17 protein-coding genes are annotated in these 21,565 nt (G+C 53.9%); 10 read left to right on the top strand and 7 right to left on the bottom strand.

The genetic code is table 11. The features are described from left to right. Window positions 1–20 precede the first annotated feature (20 nt). Entirely contained in the window at window positions 21–935 is a 915-nt protein-coding gene (gene ldcA, locus ACQG22_RS13830; protein ID WP_013096158.1) for a muramoyltetrapeptide carboxypeptidase, read from the bottom strand. 96 nt (window positions 936–1,031) lie between these two features. On the opposite strand from ldcA, the gene emtA reads away from it, so the two are divergent. Continuing rightward, window positions 1,032–1,643: a membrane-bound lytic murein transglycosylase EmtA gene (gene emtA / locus ACQG22_RS13825; protein ID WP_023621731.1), complete on the top strand. Its 612-nt coding sequence runs from the start codon at window positions 1,032–1,034 to the stop codon at window positions 1,641–1,643. 38 nt (window positions 1,644–1,681) lie between these two features. Here emtA and ycgR read toward each other — a convergent pair whose 3' ends face one another. Then, window positions 1,682–2,413, bottom strand: coding sequence for a flagellar brake protein YcgR (gene ycgR / locus ACQG22_RS13820; protein WP_023621730.1), 732 nt, complete (start codon window positions 2,411–2,413; stop codon window positions 1,682–1,684). 206 nt (window positions 2,414–2,619) lie between these two features. On the opposite strand from ycgR, the gene ACQG22_RS13815 reads away from it, so the two are divergent. After that, window positions 2,620–2,874: a GlsB/YeaQ/YmgE family stress response membrane protein gene (locus ACQG22_RS13815; RefSeq protein WP_013096161.1), complete on the top strand. Its 255-nt coding sequence runs from the start codon at window positions 2,620–2,622 to the stop codon at window positions 2,872–2,874. A 113-nt stretch (window positions 2,875–2,987) separates the two neighbouring features. Continuing rightward, window positions 2,988–5,090, top strand: a complete 2,103-nt coding sequence (locus ACQG22_RS13810) for a TonB-dependent siderophore receptor (protein ID WP_038419884.1) — start codon at window positions 2,988–2,990, stop codon at window positions 5,088–5,090. 67 nt (window positions 5,091–5,157) lie between these two features. On the opposite strand, the gene ACQG22_RS13805 is transcribed toward ACQG22_RS13810, so the two are convergent. After that, window positions 5,158–6,843, bottom strand: coding sequence for an alpha,alpha-trehalase (locus ACQG22_RS13805; RefSeq protein WP_040020044.1), 1,686 nt, complete (start codon window positions 6,841–6,843; stop codon window positions 5,158–5,160). 365 nt (window positions 6,844–7,208) lie between these two features. Between ACQG22_RS13805 and ACQG22_RS13800 the strand changes: the two genes are divergently transcribed. Together ACQG22_RS13800 and ACQG22_RS13795 are read left to right on the top strand one after the other, a co-directional pair. Next, on the top strand, window positions 7,209–8,567 hold the full coding sequence (locus ACQG22_RS13800; RefSeq protein WP_038984676.1) for a glycoside-pentoside-hexuronide (GPH):cation symporter: 1,359 nt from the start codon (window positions 7,209–7,211) through the stop codon (window positions 8,565–8,567). A 94-nt stretch (window positions 8,568–8,661) separates the two neighbouring features. Next, window positions 8,662–10,041, top strand: coding sequence for a carbohydrate porin (locus ACQG22_RS13795; RefSeq protein WP_289467064.1), 1,380 nt, complete (start codon window positions 8,662–8,664; stop codon window positions 10,039–10,041). Between the two features lie 13 nt (window positions 10,042–10,054). On the opposite strand, the gene ACQG22_RS13790 is transcribed toward ACQG22_RS13795, so the two are convergent. Further along, the gene (locus ACQG22_RS13790; RefSeq protein WP_058684083.1) at window positions 10,055–11,011 is read right to left on the bottom strand and encodes an AraC family transcriptional regulator; all 957 of its coding nucleotides are present in this window, start codon (window positions 11,009–11,011) and stop codon (window positions 10,055–10,057) included. Between the two features lie 115 nt (window positions 11,012–11,126). On the opposite strand from ACQG22_RS13790, the gene ACQG22_RS13785 reads away from it, so the two are divergent. Next, window positions 11,127–12,314 (top strand): MFS transporter, encoded by a 1,188-nt coding sequence (locus tag ACQG22_RS13785; protein ID WP_013096167.1) that lies wholly within the window; start codon window positions 11,127–11,129, stop codon window positions 12,312–12,314. A gap of 41 nt (window positions 12,315–12,355) precedes the next feature. On the opposite strand, the gene gap is transcribed toward ACQG22_RS13785, so the two are convergent. Beyond that, window positions 12,356–13,366: a type I glyceraldehyde-3-phosphate dehydrogenase gene (gene gap / locus ACQG22_RS13780; RefSeq protein ID WP_040020048.1), complete on the bottom strand. Its 1,011-nt coding sequence runs from the start codon at window positions 13,364–13,366 to the stop codon at window positions 12,356–12,358. A 78-nt stretch (window positions 13,367–13,444) separates the two neighbouring features. Next, the gene (locus ACQG22_RS13775) at window positions 13,445–14,425 is read right to left on the bottom strand and encodes a GlxA family transcriptional regulator (protein WP_020690861.1); all 981 of its coding nucleotides are present in this window, start codon (window positions 14,423–14,425) and stop codon (window positions 13,445–13,447) included. A 164-nt stretch (window positions 14,426–14,589) separates the two neighbouring features. On the opposite strand from ACQG22_RS13775, the gene ACQG22_RS13770 reads away from it, so the two are divergent. The 3 genes from ACQG22_RS13770 to ACQG22_RS13760 all read left to right on the top strand — a co-directional run bounded on the left by ACQG22_RS13770 (window position 14,590) and on the right by ACQG22_RS13760 (window position 17,804). After that, a complete protein-coding gene (locus ACQG22_RS13770; RefSeq protein WP_369706663.1) occupies window positions 14,590–15,561 on the top strand; it encodes a fatty acid desaturase in 972 nt (323 codons plus the stop codon). Beyond that, window positions 15,554–16,309 (top strand): phosphate/phosphite/phosphonate ABC transporter substrate-binding protein, encoded by a 756-nt coding sequence (locus ACQG22_RS13765; protein ID WP_369706664.1) that lies wholly within the window; start codon window positions 15,554–15,556, stop codon window positions 16,307–16,309. The genes ACQG22_RS13770 and ACQG22_RS13765 overlap by 8 nt, the downstream gene beginning before the upstream one ends. Before the next feature lie 892 nt (window positions 16,310–17,201). Continuing rightward, entirely contained in the window at window positions 17,202–17,804 is a 603-nt protein-coding gene (locus ACQG22_RS13760; protein ID WP_102752121.1) for a hypothetical protein, read from the top strand. A gap of 101 nt (window positions 17,805–17,905) precedes the next feature. On the opposite strand, the gene ACQG22_RS13755 is transcribed toward ACQG22_RS13760, so the two are convergent. Continuing rightward, window positions 17,906–20,194: an FdhF/YdeP family oxidoreductase gene (locus ACQG22_RS13755; protein WP_369706765.1), complete on the bottom strand. Its 2,289-nt coding sequence runs from the start codon at window positions 20,192–20,194 to the stop codon at window positions 17,906–17,908. Between the two features lie 861 nt (window positions 20,195–21,055). Between ACQG22_RS13755 and ACQG22_RS13750 the strand changes: the two genes are divergently transcribed. Continuing rightward, window positions 21,056–21,550 carry a hypothetical protein gene (locus ACQG22_RS13750; protein WP_013096174.1) on the top strand — a complete coding sequence of 165 codons (495 nt, stop codon included), beginning with the start codon at window positions 21,056–21,058 and terminating at the stop codon, window positions 21,548–21,550. Window positions 21,551–21,565 lie beyond the last annotated feature (15 nt).

Below are 21,565 nucleotides of genomic sequence, written 5' to 3'. Positions count from 1 at the left end.
GAGGGGGATAAACGGCTTTTTTATGCCTTTAAGACCGGATGACCCCCAATCGTTAACCGACTGCCCGTTTCATCATGCTTCAGGATGGCCTGCGCGCCTAACGCCAGGGTGACGGTTTGCTGCTCGTGGCCGAAGTCCAGCCCGGTAATAACAGGAATATCAAGGCGTGAGCGGATGAAATCGACCATCGTTTCCAGCGAGTATCCTGCGTCATAGTCATTCGGCGCGGCACCGGTAAAACTGCCAAGAATAACCGCGGATTGACGTTCCAGAATACCGGCGTAATACAGCTGCAATAACATGCGCTCGACGCGGAACGGATGTTCATTGATATCTTCCAGCACCAGAATGCCGCCGTCAATTTGCGGCAGCCATGGCGTCCCGATGAGCGACACCAGCATTGCCAGATTTCCGCCCCAGAGTTGTCCTTCACACGACCAGTGCGGCCCGTTGCCCTGCCACTCAACGCTGTAGGTCGGGTTTTTCAGGGCGCGCCAGAAGTGTTCCACCGTAAATGGATCAAGCTCGGGTGCCCCGAAATTTCCGGCCAGCATCGGGCCGCTGAAGGTCACCACGTTATGCAGCGCGAGCAACCCCAGCTGGATTACGGTAAAGTCGCTGTGGCCGCAGATAAGCAGCGGATCCTGCTGCTGACGCTTTGCCAGCCCTTGCCAGTCAATACTCTCCAGCAACCGGCTCGCACCATAGCCGCCGCGCACCGCCAGCACGATATTGTTCTCACCCTGCAGGTTCACCAGGCTGTTGATATCATTCAGCCTTTGCGCTTCCGTACCGGCAAAACGCTGCTGGCGGCGGGGGATAATTGTCTGATTTTCTACCGGGTAACCGAGTTCCAGTAAGCGCTCAACGCCCCGCTGTGCCGCCTCCTGGTTGATGCAGTACCCGGACGGCGCGATAAGATGAAACTGAGACATGGCAATTCCTTGCTGAATGAGAATCTAATTGTCTATATCATGCCGCTTATACGTTGCCTGCTTCAAGGGCGATGACCGGCTATAAGGATAGATGACGTGAAATTGAGATGGTTTGCTTTTTTGATTGTGTTGCTGGCTGGCTGTAGTTCAAAACATGACTATCAAAACCCGGCATGGAACCCGGAAGTGCCAGTAAAACGGGCCATGCAGTGGATGCCGATCAGTGAACAGGCAGGCAAGGCCTGGGGCGTCAGCCCGCGACTGATCACGGCGATCATTGCCGTGGAATCCGGCGGTAACCCAACGCTTGTCAGCAAATCTAACGCCGTGGGGCTGATGCAGCTTAAGGCCTCAACCGCAGGGAGAGAGGTCTACCGCTATATGGGCTGGCGTGGTCAGCCGTCAACCAGCGAGCTGAAAAACCCGGAACGCAACATCTCCATGGGCACGGCCTATTTGAGCATTCTGGAACACGGCGTGCTGAAGGGAATCGAGGATCCAGAAGTGATGCAGTATGCGCTGGTGGTCTCTTACGTGAACGGCGCGGGTGCGCTGCTCAGGACGTTCTCATCGGACCGTAAGGAGGCGATAGAAGAGATCAACGACATGGACAAAGACGAGTTCTTTGAACACGTGGTGAAAAATCATCCGGCACCACAGGCTCCGCGTTATATCTGGAAAGTTCAGAAAGCGATGGATGCCATGTAATGCCGTTGTCGGGCGGCCTGTGTGCTGCCCGGCTCCTGTCACAACACTTTATTCGCCCGCTCCCGCGCCTCTCGCTCCAGAGAATAGATAATCCGCTGCAGTTCACGCTCTGCGCCCGGCCCGACGTTCAGGAAGCGGAAGCTCAGACGCGGCGTGACGATCGTTTCATTTTTGCTGTCGACCACCTTACGCTCGCTGATGGCAATCAGCTGCGCATCAAAGTAAAAACGCCCCCAGCCTCCCATATCCAGTTCGATTTGGGTAAATCGCATGCCTTCTACCAGTCCGTCAGGCTTTGGCGTATCCATCAGCGCACCCATGCCGCCCAGGGAGAGGTCAAAAAGGCGAAAGCGGATCTCTTTTTTGTCCGGCATTTTGGCCTTACCAAAATAGGCAGGATGAAGCGGGGCACTGATACGAAAATATTCACGGCGCTGAACAAACCAGAGGTTGGCCGGCAGCGGGGTGACAAACGCCGGAAGACCACCGTATTCGCTCAACTCCAGGCGCGGCAGGACAAACTCCACTTTTGCGCCGTGCGTTTCTGCCATCACCGAGATTTTCTCCGCCCGCAGCGCGGCGCGGTTTTCATGCTCCTGGCTGCCCAGGTCAATGACCAGCCTCTCTGCAGAAGCATCCAGGATCTTGCTGATGAATTGATTGTTTGACCAGCTGATGCGCAGCGGCACCTCGCCTTTTTGCAGGTCGCGCAATACCCCTAATACAGCCAGCGGATTTTGCTTCAGGAACTGCTCACTGTAATTACTCACGCCGGATGGCTCCTTGATAAATGACAGACTGTCTCTGCGTTATCGGCAGCGTGAAACGAAACTTAATACAAACCGGTGAGTTTTTTTCGCAGTACAGAGAAGTTAAGTCGGTGAGATGAAATCGGTTTTACCGTGATGACCTATACTTACGTTACCTGCGCGGAAGGTTTTCTGCGCATGCGTTAAACCTGCAAGAGGGCATCGCTATGGGTATTATCGCGTGGATCATCTTTGGTCTTATTGCCGGGGCTATCGCTAAACTCATCATGCCGGGAAATGATGGCGGCGGCTTTATATTGACCTGTGTTCTTGGGGTTGTTGGTGCGGTTGTCGGCGGCTGGCTGGCGACCATGTTTGGCTTTGGGGGCGACATCAGTGGATTCGACCTGCACAGTTTCCTTGTGGCTGTGGTGGGCGCCATTGTTGTCCTGGGCATATTCAGGTTGCTCCGACGGGCATAGATGACACAAAACGGCTCTCGCGACAGGGCCGTTTTTTTTGTCGTGATATTGATTTGCTAATCGAAATGATAATAATTGTCGTTCCTAGTTACATATAATCACAAGACGACATTATGAACACCTCACGTTTTGCAGTATGCGCGTTGGCAGGAGCCGTGACGCTGGCATTACAGGCACAGGCATTTGCTGAAGAATCCACCATTCTTGTCACCGGCTCTGAGCAGGGCAGCGTTCTCCCCGCATGGACAAACAGCGCAACCAAATCGGCCGTTGCCGAAAGTAAAACGCCGCAGGTGATCGATACCGTCTCTGCGCAGCAGATCGCGCAACGCCATGCCAACTCCGTGAACGAAATCCTGCGCTATGTTCCGGGCGTTTCGACAGAGCTGCGTGGCAATACCACCTACATGAGCGAATATAAAATCCGTGGTTTTTCCGTTGACCAGGAGTTCTACAACGGACTGCAACTGCCGTATAACGTCACCGGAAATACCAAAGCGCGCATCGATCCACTGCTGATTGAAAGCGTTGATATCCTCAAAGGGCCATCTTCTGTGCTCTACGGCGGTGGCTCCCCGGGGGGGCTGGTAAATATTCAGGGTAAAAAGCCACAAAAAACCGCCCATACCGAGTTGGGTTTCAACACCGGCAATCGCAATCTGAAGGAGGGTTATCTCGACTCGACCGGACAAATTGCCGACAGCGACTGGAACTACCGACTGCTGGGCAAAGCCACGGAAAATGACGATCAGCCCCATACCACGCGCTATGAAAATTATCTGGTTGCCCCGTCCGTGACCTGGGAGCCGGACAGCAAAACGCGTCTTACGGTTGATGCACTGGCGCAAAACTCCCCGAGCCTGTCTCCATCCAACCCGTTGCCGCTTGCTTATCTGCACTCGAAATATGCCGACCGCCGGGATTATGCCGGGGATGAGTGGAGCGGTTTCAAACAGCGTCAGTGGATGCTGGGCTACAGCTTTGAACATGAGTTTGACAGTGGCTGGGGCTTTAACCAGAAAGCACGGTACTTTGATGTCGACACCCACCAGCGCAGCGTTTATGCCACGGGGACGGGGAGCGCGGTCTACCAGCTTAACCGGTTTGCTTACACCACGGATGAAGATCTGAAGAGCTTCAACATCGATAACCAGGTCACCAAAACCGTGGCGCTGGGAGAGTGGAAACACCACCTGTTGGCCGGGTTTGACTATCAAAAGATGGACTCTCACTTCTACTACCGTTATGCCTCAACAACGCCTGGCATCGATATGCGAAATCCTGACTATTCGCAGATCAACGAACGCGATCTCGGGTTGTATACGGGGCAGAAAAATCGTCTGAGCTATCAGCAAAACGGCTATTACCTGCAGGATCAGGTGGAGTTTGGCGGTTTAAATCTGCTGGCCAGCCTGCGTTATGACGATTACCGCTCGGTAACCACCAATTATATGCAGAATGGCGACAAGGCGTGGGTCTCGCAGGACCGCGTGACCAAACGCCTGGGCGCGCTTTACGCGTTTGAGAATGGGCTTTCACCGTTCATCAGTTACTCCGAAGGGTTTGCCCCGGTGTCGCCGCAGGGGACGCTTACGGCTAAAGACGTGAAGCCAACCACCAGCAAGCAGGTGGAAGGCGGGGTCAAATACCTGCTGGCGGATTACGCCACAACCTTTACCGCCTCGGTATTTAATATCCGTCAGAAAAATGTCGTCACCTCCGATCCGGGCTTCCTGAATTACAGCCAGACCGGAGAAGTGGAATCTAAAGGGGCTGAGCTCTCAATCGTCAGCCGCCCAGCGGATAACGTGACCCTGATTGCCAACTATGCCTACACCCATCTGATCAATACCGAAGATGACAAATACCAGGGCAAACGGCCAACGCAGGTGCCGGAGAACGCGTTCAACCTGTGGGGGGATTACACCTTTGACAACACGCCGCTGAGAGGGCTGATGCTGGGGGCAGGGGCGCGCTACACCGGACCCATGGAAATTTCACCGAACAACGATGCGGGCAAACTGGGCGGCACCATGCAGTACGATCTGGCGGCCTCCTATCGTATGGGGGAAATCCTGCCGTCGCTGGAGGGATTAACGCTGAAAGCCAGCGCGCAAAACATCACCAACAAAGAGACGCTGACCTGCTACGACGCGACAAACTGCTGGATTGGGCGTGACCGGACGTATCAGTTGGGGGCGAGCTACAGCTTCTGATTATCGTTTCCCTCTCCCGCAGGGAATGCAGGCCGGGTAGGCGTTAGCGCCCCCCGGCATTGTTCACTTACTGCGCCGTACTTTTCACCGGCGCAGCCTCATCATTCGCCGCAGGCTGATTCTGCGGCACGCTGTCACACGGTTTCTCTTTCGGACAGACCAGATCCAGCATCTTCAGCGTCACGCCGTTGCTCCAGCCGAATCCATCCTGCAGCGGATACTCACCGCCGCCGCCGCCCGTACCGGTGGAGGAGACATCATATTTCTCCACCAGTTTCTGCTCGCGATCGTAGGTATGCTGAACATTTTTCAGGAAGCGCCAGGTGACATCCATCGCGACCTTGTCCTGTCCATAATTCTGCAACCCTTCCGTGGCTACCCACTGCAGTGGCGCCCAGCCATTGGGGGCATCCCACTGCTGGCCGCTGTTCACGGTGGTGGTGGTGATGCCGCCCGGTTTCAGCAGACGTGAGGACGTCGCTGCAGCCACTTTATCCGCGCGATCCTGTGCCGCGGCCTTCACATACAGCGGGAAGAGGGCTGCAGCCGTGAGCTGATTACGCACCTTCTTACTCTTCAGGTCGTAATCCGCATACCATCCCTCTTTATCGTTCCACAGATACTTCTCCATCGCCTTCTGGCGCGCCGTGGCCAGGGCTTCATATTTGCTCGCGCTGGCGGCATCGCCGCTCTCCTGGCTTGCCCGGGCGAGCAGTTTTTCCATCTTGAACATCAGGGCGTTCAGATCCACCGGCACAATACTGGTGGTGCGGATGGTGCCCAGCTTTTGCGGATCGTCCATCCAGCGGGAGCTGAAGTCCCAGCCTGAGGCCGCCGCAGAGCGCAAATCGCGGTAGATTTCGGTTGCCGGGCGGTTAGGGTTGCTTTTGGCGGTGGTGATATCGTCAAGCCACGACTCCGGACGCGGCGTGTCGCGGTCATCCCAGTAGCGGTTAAGCAGCGAGCCATCCTCCAGCTTCACCACGCGTTTGTTGGCCTCTCCGGCCTGCAGCGCATCTGCGCCCTCCATCCAGTAGGCGTACTCCTTTTCCATCTGCGGACGGTATTTCTTCAGCGCCTCGCTGTCGTGCGTGGCCAGCAGTTCCACCATCAGCGAGAAAAATGGCGGCTGGGAGCGGCTCAGATAGTAACTGCGGTTGCCGTTCGGAATGTGCCCCCATGTATCCAGTTCGTAGGCAAAATTGTCCACCATATCGCTGATTTTGTCCCAGTGGCCGCTTTCCGCCAGCCCTAACATGGTGAAATAGCTGTCCCAGTAGTAGACCTCGCGGAAACGCCCGCCCGGCACAACGTAGGATTTCGGTAAGGGCAGGAGTGAATCCCATTTGTTACTGGCTTTATCGGTGGTACGCGTCAGCACAGGCCACAGCCCGTCAATATGCTCACGCAGGCTCTGCCCCGCAGGAGGAACATATTTTTCCCCTTCCGCGGGAAGCGTGAAGTTCATATCAACAAAATGGCGTAAATCAAACCCGGACTGACGACGCTGCATGCGGTAGTCGGCCAGGATCGTCAGGGGATCGCTTTTCGGTACGGCATCGGCAAAGGTTTTTTGATCGGGGAAGAGTTTGGCGCTCTGGACATCGTTGAAAAGAGGGCCGAGCAAGATATCCGGTGAATTTGTCTGGCCAGAGTTCATCTCTTCCGCGTTACCTGTCGCGGCAACCGCGAGCAGCGCACTGCCCAGAACCAGAGGTAAGAGGCGAGGGCGCAGCTTTTGAGGTGTTATCATCGGTGCTTCTCCTTATTTCGCTGAGCAGCGGTCACGCTGTAATCATTCACCAGAAAACCTTAGTCGAATATTCCGCGCTTCGCGTGTCGAACATCGCACTTTGCACAAATCCAGACAATTTACCGTTGCGTTTAATGCCCCGGTGGCGCGGCTGAAATATTGATATTGTGAATGGCTGTAGGCGAGAAAATAAATTGCGATCCGTTACGCATAATTTTCCGGATAAAGGCTTTCTTTTAATTATCCCGATCACATAAAGCAAAAAACATAACTTCATGGTGAAAAAACATAATGGATCGCCTCGTTGCGCTCAGGCGAAATTATTGCCAAAGCAGAAACCGGTTTCATCAATAAGGAGTAACGTGATGTCAGTGAGTGAAAAAATTCCGGTCCGGGAAAAAATAGGCTACAGCCTTGGAGATGCCGCGAGTCATATTGTTTTTGACTCCTCGGTCGCCATTCTGGCGTATTACTACACGGATATTTATGGCTTACCCCCGGCCGTAATGGGAACCATGTTTCTTTTGGTCCGCTTATTAGATGCCATTACCGACCCCGTTATGGGAGCGATTGCCGATGCAACATCCACACGGTGGGGACGTTTTCGTCCCTGGCTGCTGGCGATATGCGTTCCTTTTGCGGTGAGTTGCGTGCTGGTATATTCCATACCTGATTTTACTGAAACCGGGAAAATTTATTATGCCGTTGGCGCGTATATATTTATGACCCTGATGTATACCGCCATAAATATCCCGTATTGTTCTCTGGGGGCGGCGCTGACGTCCGATCCGCGTGAAAACCTCTCGTTGCAGTCCTGGCGCTTTGCCATTACGCCAATTGGCGGGGCGCTCGGCACCGCGTTGATTCTGCCCCTGGCGGACTATCTCTACCCCGGCGACAGGGCGACCGGCATCCAGGTGGCGATGGCGCTTTTTGGCGCAATCGGCTGCGTGATGTTTATCATTTGTTTTGTCACCACCAAAGAGCGCGTCCAGCCGATCAAAGAGGAGAATCTGAACATCGCCCGGGACGTTAAAATCCTCTTTCGTAACGATCAGTGGCGCATTCTCTCGATCTACAACTTTATGATGCTGGTGGCGGTGGTGATCCGCGGTGGTGCAGTGGTCTATTACGTGAACACTGTTCTCAACAAGGGGGCTGACGTCATCTCGTTCTTTATGTTGGGTGGGATGCTGGCCTCGATGTTTGGTTCGGTTCTGGCGCAGCCGTTCGGGACCCGTTTTTGCAAGGTTAAACTCTCGTTCTGGATCAATATTCTCAACGCTGCGTTAGGCGTGGCCTGCTTCTGGCTGCCGCTGGAGTTCTGGGTCATTCCACTGATTGCCCATGTGCTCATTCAGATTGTCCAGGGCGGTAACGGCGCGTTGCAGTGGTCAATGATCACTGATGCAAATAATTACGGTGAATGGAAAACCCAACGTCGTATTACAGGTATGAATGTTGCGGCCAATATTTTCGTGATTAAGTTGGGTGTCGCCGTCGGTGGTGCCATTCTGGGGTGGGTGCTGGCCTGGTTTAATTACCAGTCGAACAGTACCGTACAGTCAGAATCCGCCATTCAGGGCGTTATTTTATTGTTCACATTAATCCCATCACTCTTTTATTTACTCACCGCATTCTCGATCAAATTTTATAAATTAACTGAAAACGTCATGAATGGCGTGGTGAGTGATTTAAACAAAGGCGAATTCGCTAACTCTTAATAGTTGAAGCAGTAAGCCGATAATTCATTTGAATTATCGGTGAGGTTCTCTGTGTCCGTCAGGAAATAATGATTAACTCACGAGGATGGAGTCGATGAAAGTGAAAAATATTGCACTGCTCGTCAGTGCGTTTTGTTCTACCGCAGCAATGGCAGCAAATGATACCCAACGTCTGGAAGATAAACTGGCGCAACTGGAGGCGCGCCTCGAAAAGGCCGAAACAAGGGCAGCAAAGGCAGAAGCACAAATTCAGGTTCTTGAGCAACAGCAGCATCCCGTGGTAGCTGCAAATCCTGTGGTGGTTGAATCCACAGAGCCTGCGACAGCGCAAACGGCACCTAAGCTTACGTTATCCGGCTACGGTGATATTAAATTTTATGGTGACGTTGAATTTAATATGGATGCGGCCAGCAAGACCGGCAGTTTAACGTCCATGAAAACGACAGCCAATAAAGACTGGGCACCCGGTAACAATGAACGCTGGGATATTAACGGGCGTTTGCTGCTGGGGTTTGACGGCTATAAGCGAATGGAAAACGGCAATTTTGCCGGTTTCTCCGTACAGCCGCTGGCGGACTTAACGGGCAAAATGAACCTGGATGACGCGGTCTTCTTCTTTGGCACGGAAAACGACTGGAAGGTAAAAGTTGGCCGCTTTGAAGCCTATGACATGTTCCCGCTAAACCAGGATACCTTCGTTGAATATTCCGGCAACACCGCTAACGATCTCTACGGCGATGGTTACGGCTATATCTATATGATGAAAGAGGGGCGGGGGCGTAGCGACAGCGGCGGTAACTTCCTGCTGAGTAAAACCCTGGGCAACTGGTATCTCGAGGTTAACACGCTGCTGGAAGACGGCAGCTCGCTGTTTGTTGACCAGCAGTATCATGGCATGGACCTGGATAACGATAAAAACGTCGCCTACGTCCGTCCGGTGATTGCCTGGCAGGAAGGAAACTTCTCGACCGCCATCGCGATGGAGAGCAACCTCGTCAACAATGCCTACGGCTACCACGATGCGTCCGGAAGATGGGTCGACCAGTCTGACCGCACCGGCTATGGCTTTACCATGACCTGGAACGGGCAAAAAACCGATCCGGATGACGGTATCGTGGCGAACCTGAATACCGCCTACATGGATGCTACCGACGAGACGGATTTCACCGCGGGCGTGAATGCCTTATGGCGCAATGTTGAGCTGGGCTATATCTACGCGCATAACCAGATCGATAATTTCAACACCGCCAACTTTAATGCGGATTGTGATGGCGACTGCTGGGTGACCGATCCCGGTGATTATGATATTCACACCATTCATGCGTCGTACCTGATCCCGAACGTCATGAAGATGAAGAATTTCAATATCTATCTTGGTGCGTATGCCTCCTGGGTTGAAGCACATCCGAATGACGGCGATGACCGTAACGACGATCGCTATGGCGGGCGCGTGCGCTTCAAATACTACTTCTGATGTCCTGCGCCAGTCAGGCCTCTTCCGGGGTCTGGCTGGTCTCCCGCAGCGTGCCCGGCGCATGGCCGATAATTCGCTTGAACGCCCGGCTAAACGCCGCAAGGGATCCGTACCCCAGGCGCAGCGCGACCGTTTCAATAGGCTGATTTTCATGGCGAATGTACTGAATGGCCAGGCGCATCCTCAATTCGCTGAGGTATTTCGCCGGGGTGGTGCCCGTCGCGGCGAGAAAACGTTCCGCAAACACCGAGCGGGAGGTGCCAGCCTCTTTTGCCAGATCCGCCACGCTCCAGTTCAGACCCGGCTGCTGGTGCATGGCGTAAATGGCCCGGCTCAGACGCGGGTCACGCAGTACCTGCACCCAGCCGGTGGCTTTTCCGCAGCCTCCTTCAACCCAGCCCCGCACGATTAGCGCCGCAACCACGTCCGCCAGCCGCGCGAGGATCCCGGCGAATCCGGCCTGACGCGTCATGGATTCGCGCTCCATCGCCGCCAGCAGCGGGTGGATCTCCGGCCAGGTGGACATCAACCGGCTCACCATCATCACCTCCGGCATCGCTTTAATTAGCGGCTGCATTCCGCCCAGTTCAAAGTTCATGCATCCGCTGAAAATCACGGTGTTTTCGCTGTCCGGGCAGGGTTCGCAGGTGATGGCGCAGACCGAGCCGCAGATAGGCTCGCTGGGAAACGCGCTAACCGGCGTGATGGTTGCCTTCTCGTCAGACAGCAGGGCGTGCGCATTACCGTTCGGAATAAAAAGGGCATCGCCGCCGCTTAAGGTGAACGTTGCGCCACTCTCCATACGCAGCAGGGCGCTGCCGCGGCTGACAAAATGAAACTGTGCTTTGCCCGGTGCCTGGTGGAACGCCACGCCGAAAGGCGCGCTGGCTTCAATGCGGCGGTATTTCACGCCCGACAGGCGCATTCCGCGCAACAGCTCGCTGATCAGATCGGGGGACTGAGCGGTCATGGCAAAACTCCGGACGAATAATCAATAAGTGGAGATTATATGTCATAGATCGTCCAGGGTGAACACTCTATCCTTTTGCGACAGTTGTCACATTTTCATAACGGGAGATCAACAGATGAGTTCATGTGTCGCGGCGAGAGAGGCTGTTGTGCCTGCAAAACCCGCCTGGCGGGCCGTCTATTCACTGGGGCTGGGGGTGTTTGGTTTGATCACGGCGGAGTTCCTGCCCGCCAGTTTGTTAACGCCCATGGCCGCAAGCCTGGGCGTAACGGAGGGGATGGCTGGGCAGGCGGTGACCGCCACCGCGCTGGTCGCGCTGGTCACCGGATTGCTGATCACCCCGGCGACCAAAAGTATCGACCGTCGCTGGGTACTGATGTTTTTCTCGGTGCTGCAAATCGTCTCCAGCCTGCTGGTGGCTTTTGCACCCACGCTGCACGTACTGCTGATGGGACGTCTGCTGTTAGGGATTGCCATCGGGGGATTCTGGGCGATGTCGACCGCCACGGCGATGCGTCTGGTGCCTGCCGATAAAGTGCCGAAAGCGCTGGCGGTGATCTTCTCCAGCGTGTCGATCGCCACGGTGGTCGCGGCCCCGCTGGGCAGCTATCTTGGCAGCCTGATTGGCTGGCGTAACGTCTTTATCCTCTGCATTCTGCCGAGCATGCTGGCGTTGCTGTGGCAGCTTTGGGTACTGCCGTCAATGAAGCCGGAGAGCAGCGGCAGCCTGGGCACACTGTTCCGCGTGCTGCGTCGTCCGGGAATGATCGGTGGAATGCTGGCGACCATTCTGATCTTCAGCGGCCATTTTGCCTTCTTTACCTATCTGCGTCCGTTCCTTGAAACGGTGGGGCAGGCAAGCGTGGAGAGCATCTCGCTGATCCTGCTGGGCTTTGGGATAGCCAACTTTATCGGTACCTCCGTAGCCGGACATCTGCTGGCGCGTAATCTGCGCCTGACGCTGGCGCTGGTACCGTTCGCCATGGGCGTGCTGGCACTCACCATGGTGGCGTTTGGTCATCTGGCGATACTGGATGGATTGCTGGTGGCGATGTGGGGCTTTGCGTTTGGTCTGGTTCCGGTGGGCTGGTCAACCTGGCTTGCCACGACGGTGCCAGATGAAGCCGAAAGCGCAGGTGGTTTGCTGGTAGCCTCTATCCAGCTGGCAATCAGCGCCGGTGCTGCCGTGGGCGGGGCGGTATTTGACCTCAACGGCGCCAGCGGCGTCTTTGCCGGAAGCGGTTTCCTGCTGGTAACGGCGATGGTGATTGTGTTGATGGGCGTGAAGGTTAAGGCGGAGTGAATTATTAGCCGGGTAAGCGCAAGCGCCACCCGGCTTAAACCTTACAACCCTTTCTTATCCATCAGCACCGCCAGATCCACCAGGCGGTTAGAGAAGCCCCACTCGTTGTCATACCACGCCAGGATCTTCACCATCCGACCACCAATTACCAGCGTGGAGAGACCGTCAATAATCGAAGAGCGCGGGTCGCCCTGATAATCGCTGGAGACCAGCGGTTCATCGCTGTATCCCAGAATGCCTTTCAGTGGCCCGCTGGCCGCGGCTTTGCGGAACGCATCGTTCACCTCTTCGGCCGTAACGTCACGGCTCAGCGTTACCGTTAAGTCCACAATCGAGACCACCGGAACCGGTACGCGCAGGGAATAGCCGGTCAGCTTGCCGTCCAGAGACGGGATGACTTTCCCCAGTGCCTTCGCGGCACCGCTGGAGTACGGCACAATCGACAGGGCTGCTGCACGTGCGCCGCGCAGATCTTTTTCCGGCTGGTCGTGCAGCGCCTGGCTGTTGGTATAAGCGTGCGTGGTGTTCATCAGGCCATGCTCAATACCAAACTGCTGATGCAGGACCTGAGCGGCCGGGGCCAGGCCGTTCGTGGTGCAACTCCCGTTGCTCACTACCACGTGCTTAGCCGGATCGTACTGCTCGTGGTTAACGCCCATCACCACCGTCAGATCGTCATTTTTACCCGGCGCGGAGATGATGACGCGCTTCGCACCACCGTGGATGATATGCACCAGCGCTTTTTCGCGCTCGGTGAAGAAACCGGTCGCTTCAATCACCACGTCAACGCCTGCATCGCGCCAGGGAATATTCGCCGGATCGCGTTCGCTAAAGACGGTAATGCGCTGGCCGTCAACCTGCAGCGCGCCGTCCGCCGCTTCAACGGGTGCCGGTAGCGTGCCGAGCAGGGAATCATGCTTAAGCAAATGGGCGAGGGTTTTGCTGTCCGTCAGATCGTTAATCGCCACAATCTGCAGGTCCGGATTGCCCAGTGCCGCGCGCAGGAAATTACGTCCGATACGGCCGAAACCGTTAATGCCGACCTTAACCATAATGCACTCCTTATCTCTGTTGTCTGGAGTCACTGTAGGCTTCAGGCCGGATGGCGTAAACGACAAAAAAGGATCACATTACGCCATTTTGCGGCAGTGAAAACGCTGACGGTATTCACCGGGTGTGAGGTGGAGCTGTTTTTCAAATACGCGACGCAGGTTGATGCTGGTGCCAAATCCGCTTTTCTCGGCGATAACGGACAGCGGATCGTCGGTCTGTTCAAGCAACTGTCGGGCTGCGGCAAGGCGCGCTTCGGTCACATAGCGTGCCGGAGACGCCCCCGTGTCGCGGGTGAATACCCGGGTGAAGTTGCGCGGGCTCATGGCTACTTTTTCCGCCAGCTTTTCGACGCACAGGTCGGCCGTCAGGTTTTGCAGGATCCAGGTTTGCAGCTCGCTGATGGGGCCGGAGGAGCCGGACTGCGACAGGTTATAGCGGCTGAACTGTAGCTGTCCTCCCGGGCGGCGCAGATACATCACCATATCCTGCGCCACGTCGCGCGCGAGGCTGAAGCCATAATCGTCTTCCACCAGCGCCAGGGTCAGATCAAAGCCGGAACTCACGCCACCGGAGGTCCAGACAGGGCCATCCTGAATATAGAGCGGCCCCCCCTCAACACGGATGGTGGGGTACTGCGCTTGCATGGTTTCCAGCAGCCGCCAGTGGGTGGTTGCCCGACGGCCGTCAAGCAAACCGGTCTGGGCCAGCAGCATTGCGCCACCGCAAATGGAGGCGATCCGCCGCGCATGGGGGGCTGCAAGATGCAGCCAGTCCACCACGGCGGTGCTCTCCTGCTCGTTCATGCCGCGCCCGGTAATGATGATGGTATCAAGCGGCTCACGGGGATCCAGCTCCGGCAGGCGATAATCTGCCAGCAGATTGAGACCAGACTGGCCGTGGATCACCTGGTGCGGCTGGGTCGTGGCGATGATGATGCGATAGCAGGGCTGCGCAAGGCCTCCCGGGTGCAGGCGGTTAGCTTGCATCAGAATGTCGGCGATGCCGGCGGCTTCAAACAGCATGCCGCCGTCAGGAACAATAATCAGGATCTTCTTCATGTCCTGAAAAGTACCTTTATTGCAAAATAAGTCAAGCGGAGGGCAAGGGCGTTGGCTGGCACAACACACCTTTCTGGCAAAGCAAAGTGATTTAAGTTCTTTGTTATTTCAGGCGTTATCCCGGACCGTCAGCATATTATCTCTGGCGAAACGGCTCTAAAGGAATGGGTAAACGAAGCTCCCTCTATTTACATCCGCAGCAACGCGACCAAATTCACCATCTCGCCTCGGGGTTTCTCTGGCGAACCGAACTGCCCACGTGGCTGTTGATCGCCACCATTTATGGCGGCTGGTTCTCGACGCTGGCGTTCTGGCACACCCTCGGTCTGCTGCCTGCCACGCTGTTGCTGATTGGGTTTACCGCCTGGTATATGTCTCTTCAGCATGAATTGATCCACGGCCATCCCACGCGTTTCGTGTGGCTGAACCAGTTCTTTGGCACGCTGCCGCTGGCGGTCTGGTATCCGTATGGCCTGTACAGGGATTCTCATCTGGCCCACCATCGTCACGACCATCTCACCATTCCGGTGGATGACCCGGAGTCATATTACTTTACGCAGGCGAGCTGGGCGCGATTGTCGCCCTGGCAGAAGCGGGTGATCCTCGCCCGAAACACCTTTACCGGGCGACTGTTGCTGGCGCCGCTGCTGGATATTCTCCAGACGCTGGGCAGCGCGGTGGCGGCGTTTCGCCATCTTCAACTGCGTACGATGGTGATGTGGCTTGTGCATATAGCGTTATTGGCGCTGCTTTTTACCTGGATGATGCACAACGATTTCTCTCCGCTCTGGTTTGTGCTGGCGGTAAGCTACCCGGCGCTGGCGCTGACAAAAGTACGCTCTTTTCTGGAACATCGCGCGGCGGACGACCCGCTGGCGCGTTCGGTGATTAACGAAGCAGGCTTGTTCTGGCGCGTGCTGTTTTTAAATCTTAACTACCATTCAGTACATCACGATTTACCCGGCGTGCCCTGGTATGGGCTTAAGACGATCTACCTGCAAAACCAGCAGGCGTACCGGGAGCGTAACCACGGGTTTCTGGTGAGAGGGTATGGCGAATGGATGCGACGGTTCTGGAAAACGTCGGTGGACGTCACCGTACATCCCTGGCGTCAACAGGAGGAAGGACATGAATAACCGGCTGGCGTTTCCGATGTATGCGGTGGATAGTACCGATACTCTTGCCCTGTGGCGGGCCGTCCAGCGTCTGCTGGTGGCGCGTGGTCTGCCGGTGGAGGAGCTTATTCCCGGCAGGCCTGAGCCTGACCTGCTGGCACACTGGCAGCAGCCTAATCTTATTCTGAGCCAGACCTGCGGCTACCCGCTGATGACACAACTTCCGGAGGTGCAGGTCGTCGGCTGTTTTCACTACCGGGTACCGGGCTGCGAAGGTATTCACTACCGCAGTTTTCTGGTGGTACGTGATGAGGATAAACACCGCACGCTGGCTGATTTTCGCGGACGGCGGGTGGTATGTAACGCGCCCGATTCCCAGTCTGGCTACAATGCGCTGCGCAACCGCGTGCCGCCGCGTGCGTTAAACGCCTGGTTCTCAGAGGTTATCTTTAGCGGCAGCCATCGCCAGTCGCTGATCGAAGTAAAACGTGGGGGAGGGGATATCGCAGCGATCGACTGCGTGACGTATGCGCTGTTGCAGCGGCATGAACCGACCCTGCTGGCGGGGCTAACTGTGATTGACCAGACGCCCCTTACGCCAGGACTGCCGCTGATCACCGCGTCCGGCACCGCACCCGAAACGCTTCATGCCATCCGTGATGCGCTAACCACGCTGGTGAGCGCCCCGGAATACCGGGGCGTGTGTGATGCGCTGTTTATCGGCGGGTTTAGCGTCGTGGCGCGTGAGGCCTGGTCTGTGTTGCTCTAGCTATAGAGTCAAAGATAACTTACTGGAAAAATTTATCATATCTGTGGGACAAGGATTATATTATTATTTAGATAAAGGATCTCCTGCTGCAACAAGTTAAGTAAGGAGTCGCTTGAATCAGCTTGCCAGCAATTCTCTAGTAATTTTTAACAAATAATATCTATAACTCAATGAAAATTGTCTTTATTCACTCGCTGCGCAATCGATGCGAAACGTAAAGATTCCACTATGGTATTGGAGTAAGCTTATATGATTTTCTAATGTATAAGTTTCACCATTAGCGACTCAAATGTTTAAGCTAACTCTAGGCCAAAAAATGAAAAGGGCAATAATAAATCAAAGGTAAATGGGCTAATAAAATTCAATTAATGCTGAAGTATACTGCATGGGTAGTGTAAGGAAAGGTGTATGGAGTTTATTGTCAAGTATTAATATTGACATGTAATTATTCAGGGCGATTTTTTAGGTTAAAGCATGATTTCTATAAAAGATCTAAGGGTTATACTTCAAATTTTTCAATGTATTTTTTTTGAAAATAACAGCCTGCCGAGGATTGTATTTTTAGGCGGGGTCATAAAGAATTCATGGAACGACACTGATGACATTAGTATTATCGCAGTTAAGAGTATATGAATGTAGAGCGCTAAGATTAAGTTGATGGTATCCTTCACACTAAACAGTATAGATCTCATCCTGAGCGTGGTGTTTATGCGTACGCTAATAAAAACGTCAAAAAACTTATGCAATTTAACTTAAGTATCAGGTTGTTACTGGACTTTCAAGGTCTAAAACGCAATAATCGTTTTTATCCAGATGCCTATCATGGTTTATGTGATTGCACCTTTTATTTGTAAGCGTAAACTTAGTCAGCAAAAATACAGGAGTGTTGACGTTGGAAGATAAAAACATACCAAAGCAAAGTGATGATAACACTTCAAATAAGTCAGAGATTCTCAAGGGGTATGAAAGTAAAAATAGTTTTCAAGCTTTAATTGTTAGGCGGCTTATTGAAACAATTCCCGTTATTCTAATAATTGCTGTAATCATACTGCTTATTACATCTTCAATCCGAAATCCGGGACTGTATGTGATAAATGAAGAAACCCTGAATTTAATTAATGTAACTTACAATGCCATAATTACTTTACTTATCCCATGTTTTTTCGGTGGATTTGGTGCTCTCGCAAGATTGATGTTGTCTGGGGTACGTTTACTAGATAAGATTTATTTGATAATGGGTTCAGCATTGATGGCCTCATTTTCATGGATTGGTATAAAGAGCGGTGTGTTAGTTTCAATCATTACTCCACATTTATCTGGGCAAAATATCGATATGAAAAGTGTGGCTGAATCTGCCCATTCTTTTTATACACTAGCTCTTGTCGCAATTTTTGTAGGGATGTTCTCAACGAACTTGTATTTATTTGTTAATGAAAAAGTAGAACAGCTAGTGCGGAAGAATAAGAATTCAAGTTCGGATTCAACGGAGCGCTAAAGTAAAGAGTCTGCAATTCCGGTTGTTTATGGGAATTAATAATATCTAGTTTATGCCCCCTTTATAAAAGATTTGCCTGCCTTATAGGTAGGCAAATCTTGTTATGCAATTCGGATCTCTTTCGAGCGCAGGGTGAGGCGGACAGGCACCGATTTATACGACGGCGTGCCGCTCTCTTTATCCAGATAGTCGAGCGGAACCAGCACGTTGGCCTCAGGATAGTAGGCCCCGACCGAGCCCGGAGCGATGGCATACGCCACCACAGTGATATCCTCCAGACGCTGAGCGCTGCCCGGCAGGGCGGTTTCGATATCCACCCGGTCGCCGTGCTCCAGTCCTGACTGCGCCATATCCGCTTCATTCATAAACAGCACGTCGCGACGGCCAAAGACGCCCCGGTAGCGGTCGTCGAGAGCGTAAATCGTGGTGTTGTACTGGTCGTGACTGCGCAGCGTGATCAGACGCAGGACGTTATCGCCTTCACCGCTGGCATCTTCATTGACCCCTTCAAATACCGAGAACATCGCTTTGCCCGTCGCCGTCGGCCAGATACGTTTCGTGGGCGGCAGCGGCATACGGAATCCACCGGGTACCCGGATCCGCGCGTTATAGTCCTCAAAGCCCGGAATGGTCTGCTCAATCAGATCGCGAATGCGATCGTAATCCGCAACCAGGTGCATCCAGTCCACTCGGGTTGTCTTCAGGGTCGCTTTCGCCATGCCGGCCACAATAGCCGGTTCGGCGCGAAGCAGAGGAGAGGCGGGTTTCAGCTTGCCTGAGGAGGCATGAACCATCGACATGGAATCTTCAACGGTAATGGACTGACGTCCGCTGGCCTGCATATCCAGTTCCGTGCGGCCAAGGCAGGGGAGAATGAAGGTCTCTTTACCCACCAGCAGGTGCGTACGGTTCAGCTTGGTGCCAACGTGCACGCTCAGATCCAGCTTACTCATCGCCGGGAAGCCGTTTTCGTGATCGGGCATCGCCACCGCAAAGTTGCCGCCGAGGCAGATAAGCGCTCTGGCACGACCGTCAATCATGGCCTGGGTTGCCTGCACTGCGTCATGGCCATGGTGAGAGGGCGGCTCAAAGCCAAACACCTCCTTAAGACGGTTCAGAAACGCCGGGGTTGGTTTCTCGCTTATCCCGACGGTACGGTTTCCCTGAACGTTAGAGTGGCCGCGCAGCGGACAGATCCCCGCACCGGGCTTGCCTATATTGCCGCGCAGCAGCAGCACATCGGCGATCAGGCGGACGTTGGAAGTCCCTTTATTATGCTGCGTAATGCCCATGCCGTAGGTAATGATGGTGGCATTCGATTTCGCGTAGGCATCGGCGACCTGTTTCAGCGCCGCCTGGCTCAGCCCGGACTCACGTTCAATGGCGTCCCAGCTCGTTTGCGCAATGTCTGCCGCAAAGTCTTCAAAGCCCTGTGTGTGTTCGGTGATAAACGCGTGGTCGAGCACGTTGCCGCGCCCGGCTTCCATTTGCAGCAGGTGTTTGGCGATGCCTTTTAGCGCGGCGGCATCGCCCCCGGCTTTAACCTGAAAGTAGGTAGAGGCGATGTCGGTAGAGCTGTAGGTCGCCATCTCAATCACGCTCTGCGGATCGGCAAACCGTTCCAGCGCGCGCTCGCGCAGCGGGTTCAGGACGATGATCGGCACGCCGCGGCGCGCCAGTTCATGCAGGGTGCCCATCATACGCGGATGGTTGGTGCCGGGATTATGCCCGATGGAGATCACCAGCTCCGTCTTGTCAAAATCGTCCAGCGAGACGGTGCCTTTCCCGATACCAATAGAGCGCGGTAAACCGACGCTGGTGGCTTCGTGACACATGTTGGAGCAGTCGGGAAAATTATTGGTTCCGTACTCACGGGCAAAAAGCTGGAACAGCCAGGCCGCTTCGTTGGAGGCGCGGCCGGAGGTATAAAACTCCACCTGGTCTGGTTCAAGCCCGCGCAGAACCTCGCCGATGCGTTCGAAGGCATCCTCCCACTCAACGGGGCGGAAGGTGTCACTTGCCCGGTCATAGCGCAGGGGATGGGTCAGGCGCCCGTATCCTTCCAGCTCAAAGTCAGATTTTGCCAGTAACGACGTAACGGTGTTATGAGCGAGGAACTCAGGGGTCACCCGTTTGCTGGTGGCTTCCCAGGTGACCGCTTTTGCCCCGTTCTCGCAGAACTGAAATGTGGATTTATGCTCTTTGTCTGGCCACGCGCAGCCCGGGCAGTCGAAGCCGTCAGGCTGGTTGGTGCGCAACAGCGTGGCGGGAGCCTCCAGGGCATCCATCTGTGTTCGCACGGCAATTGCCGTCGCTTTTAATGCTCCCCAGCCGCCTGCAGGGCCGTCGTAAGGTCTGATGCCGGGAACGGCACGTCGTTTGTTATTCATTCCAGATTACCCTGTTAGACCGCCGGTCGTGCATGATGCGGCTGAGAAAAATTAAAGAAATCATAACAAATTTTTATCATGTCGATAATGTGTCCTGACCAGGGTGGCGTGAAGGCGACAATGTTAGTGACAGTAAAATTTCAAACGAAAGGCGGGCAGGGGAACCTGCAATATATTTACCCGACGATGCTGAAGGCGATAAAGTGAACAATGCGCCGGGGAATAAAGATGTAGTCCTGCTTAACTGTTAATTCTCTGCAGGTAGTGTAAATCGTGCCTCTAAGGGATTAAAGGCACCAGGTTATTTTGCGCCGTAAAATTAATTTTTTTCATCGTCTATGAATTGTCTTAATTCAGGGCGGAAAAGTCATCGCTATTAAAGATACGCTATCAATGCAACAAATAATTCATGGAAGATATATTCATACTCCCCCTGAAAAAATCCCCATTCTACTAATTATGGTAGTGGCGATAATAGCAGTATTGCGTTAATGACAATGGTTCTCTTTTGATTTTTTTATTTCTGAATCAATGGTTTGTGTTAGAGGAGCGCGTAATAATAAGACAAATTCAGCAAAGTAAGCTTTTTTTCTCAGATTAATCCTATAATGAGTCGGGTGCTTCATTAAGCAGCAGTTGTGAGGAAGGAAATATTGAATTGGTGACAAGCTCATGTAAACTTGTTTACCGTTTGTCAAAATATGTCAGGAAGACGCTGGGCCTTATTCTGAAGGGCTCGTGCGGTAGCTATGCCCGAATAATAGTAACGCCCCGAAAATATCCTGGCTATTTTAACGATAGCACTTAAGTCAAACTTCATCCCCTTTATCTCATCATCGAAATATCGCTACGGAAAAGCATATGAAAATGCGCGTATTGTTTTCACTTCTGTTTGTAATGGCGGTGGCGGGCTGTAAAGCGCCGCAGAAACCTGTGATCACCGACGATACGATCGTGACCAGCCAGGTCAACGGCGTCACCTTAACCCACCGTCATGCCATCACGCCTCCTGCTGAATTCACTCAGGTTAACGAGCCATACCGTGCCATGTATCCGGCCTCCCTGATGAGCCGCCCTGATTTCGGTGGGAAAGTGGTCAGTACGCTTGTCACCGGTAAAACCTACGTGGTGCTGGGGCAGGTTGAACACTACTGGATGGCGCTTGCCGATGAAGGACAAGACCAGCTGATTGGTTACGTTCCAATGCGTGCGGTAATCAAAGCCGATCAGTACGAAGCCACCGTGCGTAAACAGGCTATTCGTCCTAAGGCGCGTAAAAAAGCGACCTGTGTCGATGTCGATGGTAACAGCAAAGCCTGCAAAGACAGCGCTAACGGTACCTGGATCCTGAACTAAACGGCTTTTCTGAGC

This window comes from Enterobacter cloacae complex sp. 309I3, from assembly GCF_050031595.1.
Taxonomy (GTDB): Bacteria; Pseudomonadota; Gammaproteobacteria; order Enterobacterales; family Enterobacteriaceae; genus Enterobacter; species Enterobacter cloacae.
The sequence above is the reverse complement of the archived record's forward strand: the minus strand, read 5'-3'. Positions and strand labels throughout refer to the sequence as shown.

Coding starts and splice junctions, on each gene's coding strand:
- ACQG22_RS13755 (WP_369706765.1), bottom strand. CDS start 20,194: ATGAATAACAAACGACGTGCCGTTCCCGGCATCAGACCTTACGACGGC.
- ACQG22_RS13790 (WP_058684083.1), bottom strand. CDS start 11,011: ATGACCGCTCAGTCCCCCGATCTGATCAGCGAGCTGTTGCGCGGAATG.
- ldcA (WP_013096158.1), bottom strand. CDS start 935: ATGTCTCAGTTTCATCTTATCGCGCCGTCCGGGTACTGCATCAACCAG.
- gap (WP_040020048.1), bottom strand. CDS start 13,366: ATGGTTAAGGTCGGCATTAACGGTTTCGGCCGTATCGGACGTAATTTC.
- ACQG22_RS13800 (WP_038984676.1), top strand. CDS start 7,209: ATGTCAGTGAGTGAAAAAATTCCGGTCCGGGAAAAAATAGGCTACAGC.
- ACQG22_RS13815 (WP_013096161.1), top strand. CDS start 2,620: ATGGGTATTATCGCGTGGATCATCTTTGGTCTTATTGCCGGGGCTATC.
- ACQG22_RS13785 (WP_013096167.1), top strand. CDS start 11,127: ATGAGTTCATGTGTCGCGGCGAGAGAGGCTGTTGTGCCTGCAAAACCC.
- ACQG22_RS13810 (WP_038419884.1), top strand. CDS start 2,988: ATGAACACCTCACGTTTTGCAGTATGCGCGTTGGCAGGAGCCGTGACG.
- ACQG22_RS13770 (WP_369706663.1), top strand. CDS start 14,590: ATGGGTAAACGAAGCTCCCTCTATTTACATCCGCAGCAACGCGACCAA.
- ACQG22_RS13805 (WP_040020044.1), bottom strand. CDS start 6,843: ATGATAACACCTCAAAAGCTGCGCCCTCGCCTCTTACCTCTGGTTCTG.
- ACQG22_RS13750 (WP_013096174.1), top strand. CDS start 21,056: ATGAAAATGCGCGTATTGTTTTCACTTCTGTTTGTAATGGCGGTGGCG.
- ACQG22_RS13765 (WP_369706664.1), top strand. CDS start 15,554: ATGAATAACCGGCTGGCGTTTCCGATGTATGCGGTGGATAGTACCGAT.
- ACQG22_RS13775 (WP_020690861.1), bottom strand. CDS start 14,425: ATGAAGAAGATCCTGATTATTGTTCCTGACGGCGGCATGCTGTTTGAA.
- ACQG22_RS13795 (WP_289467064.1), top strand. CDS start 8,662: ATGAAAGTGAAAAATATTGCACTGCTCGTCAGTGCGTTTTGTTCTACC.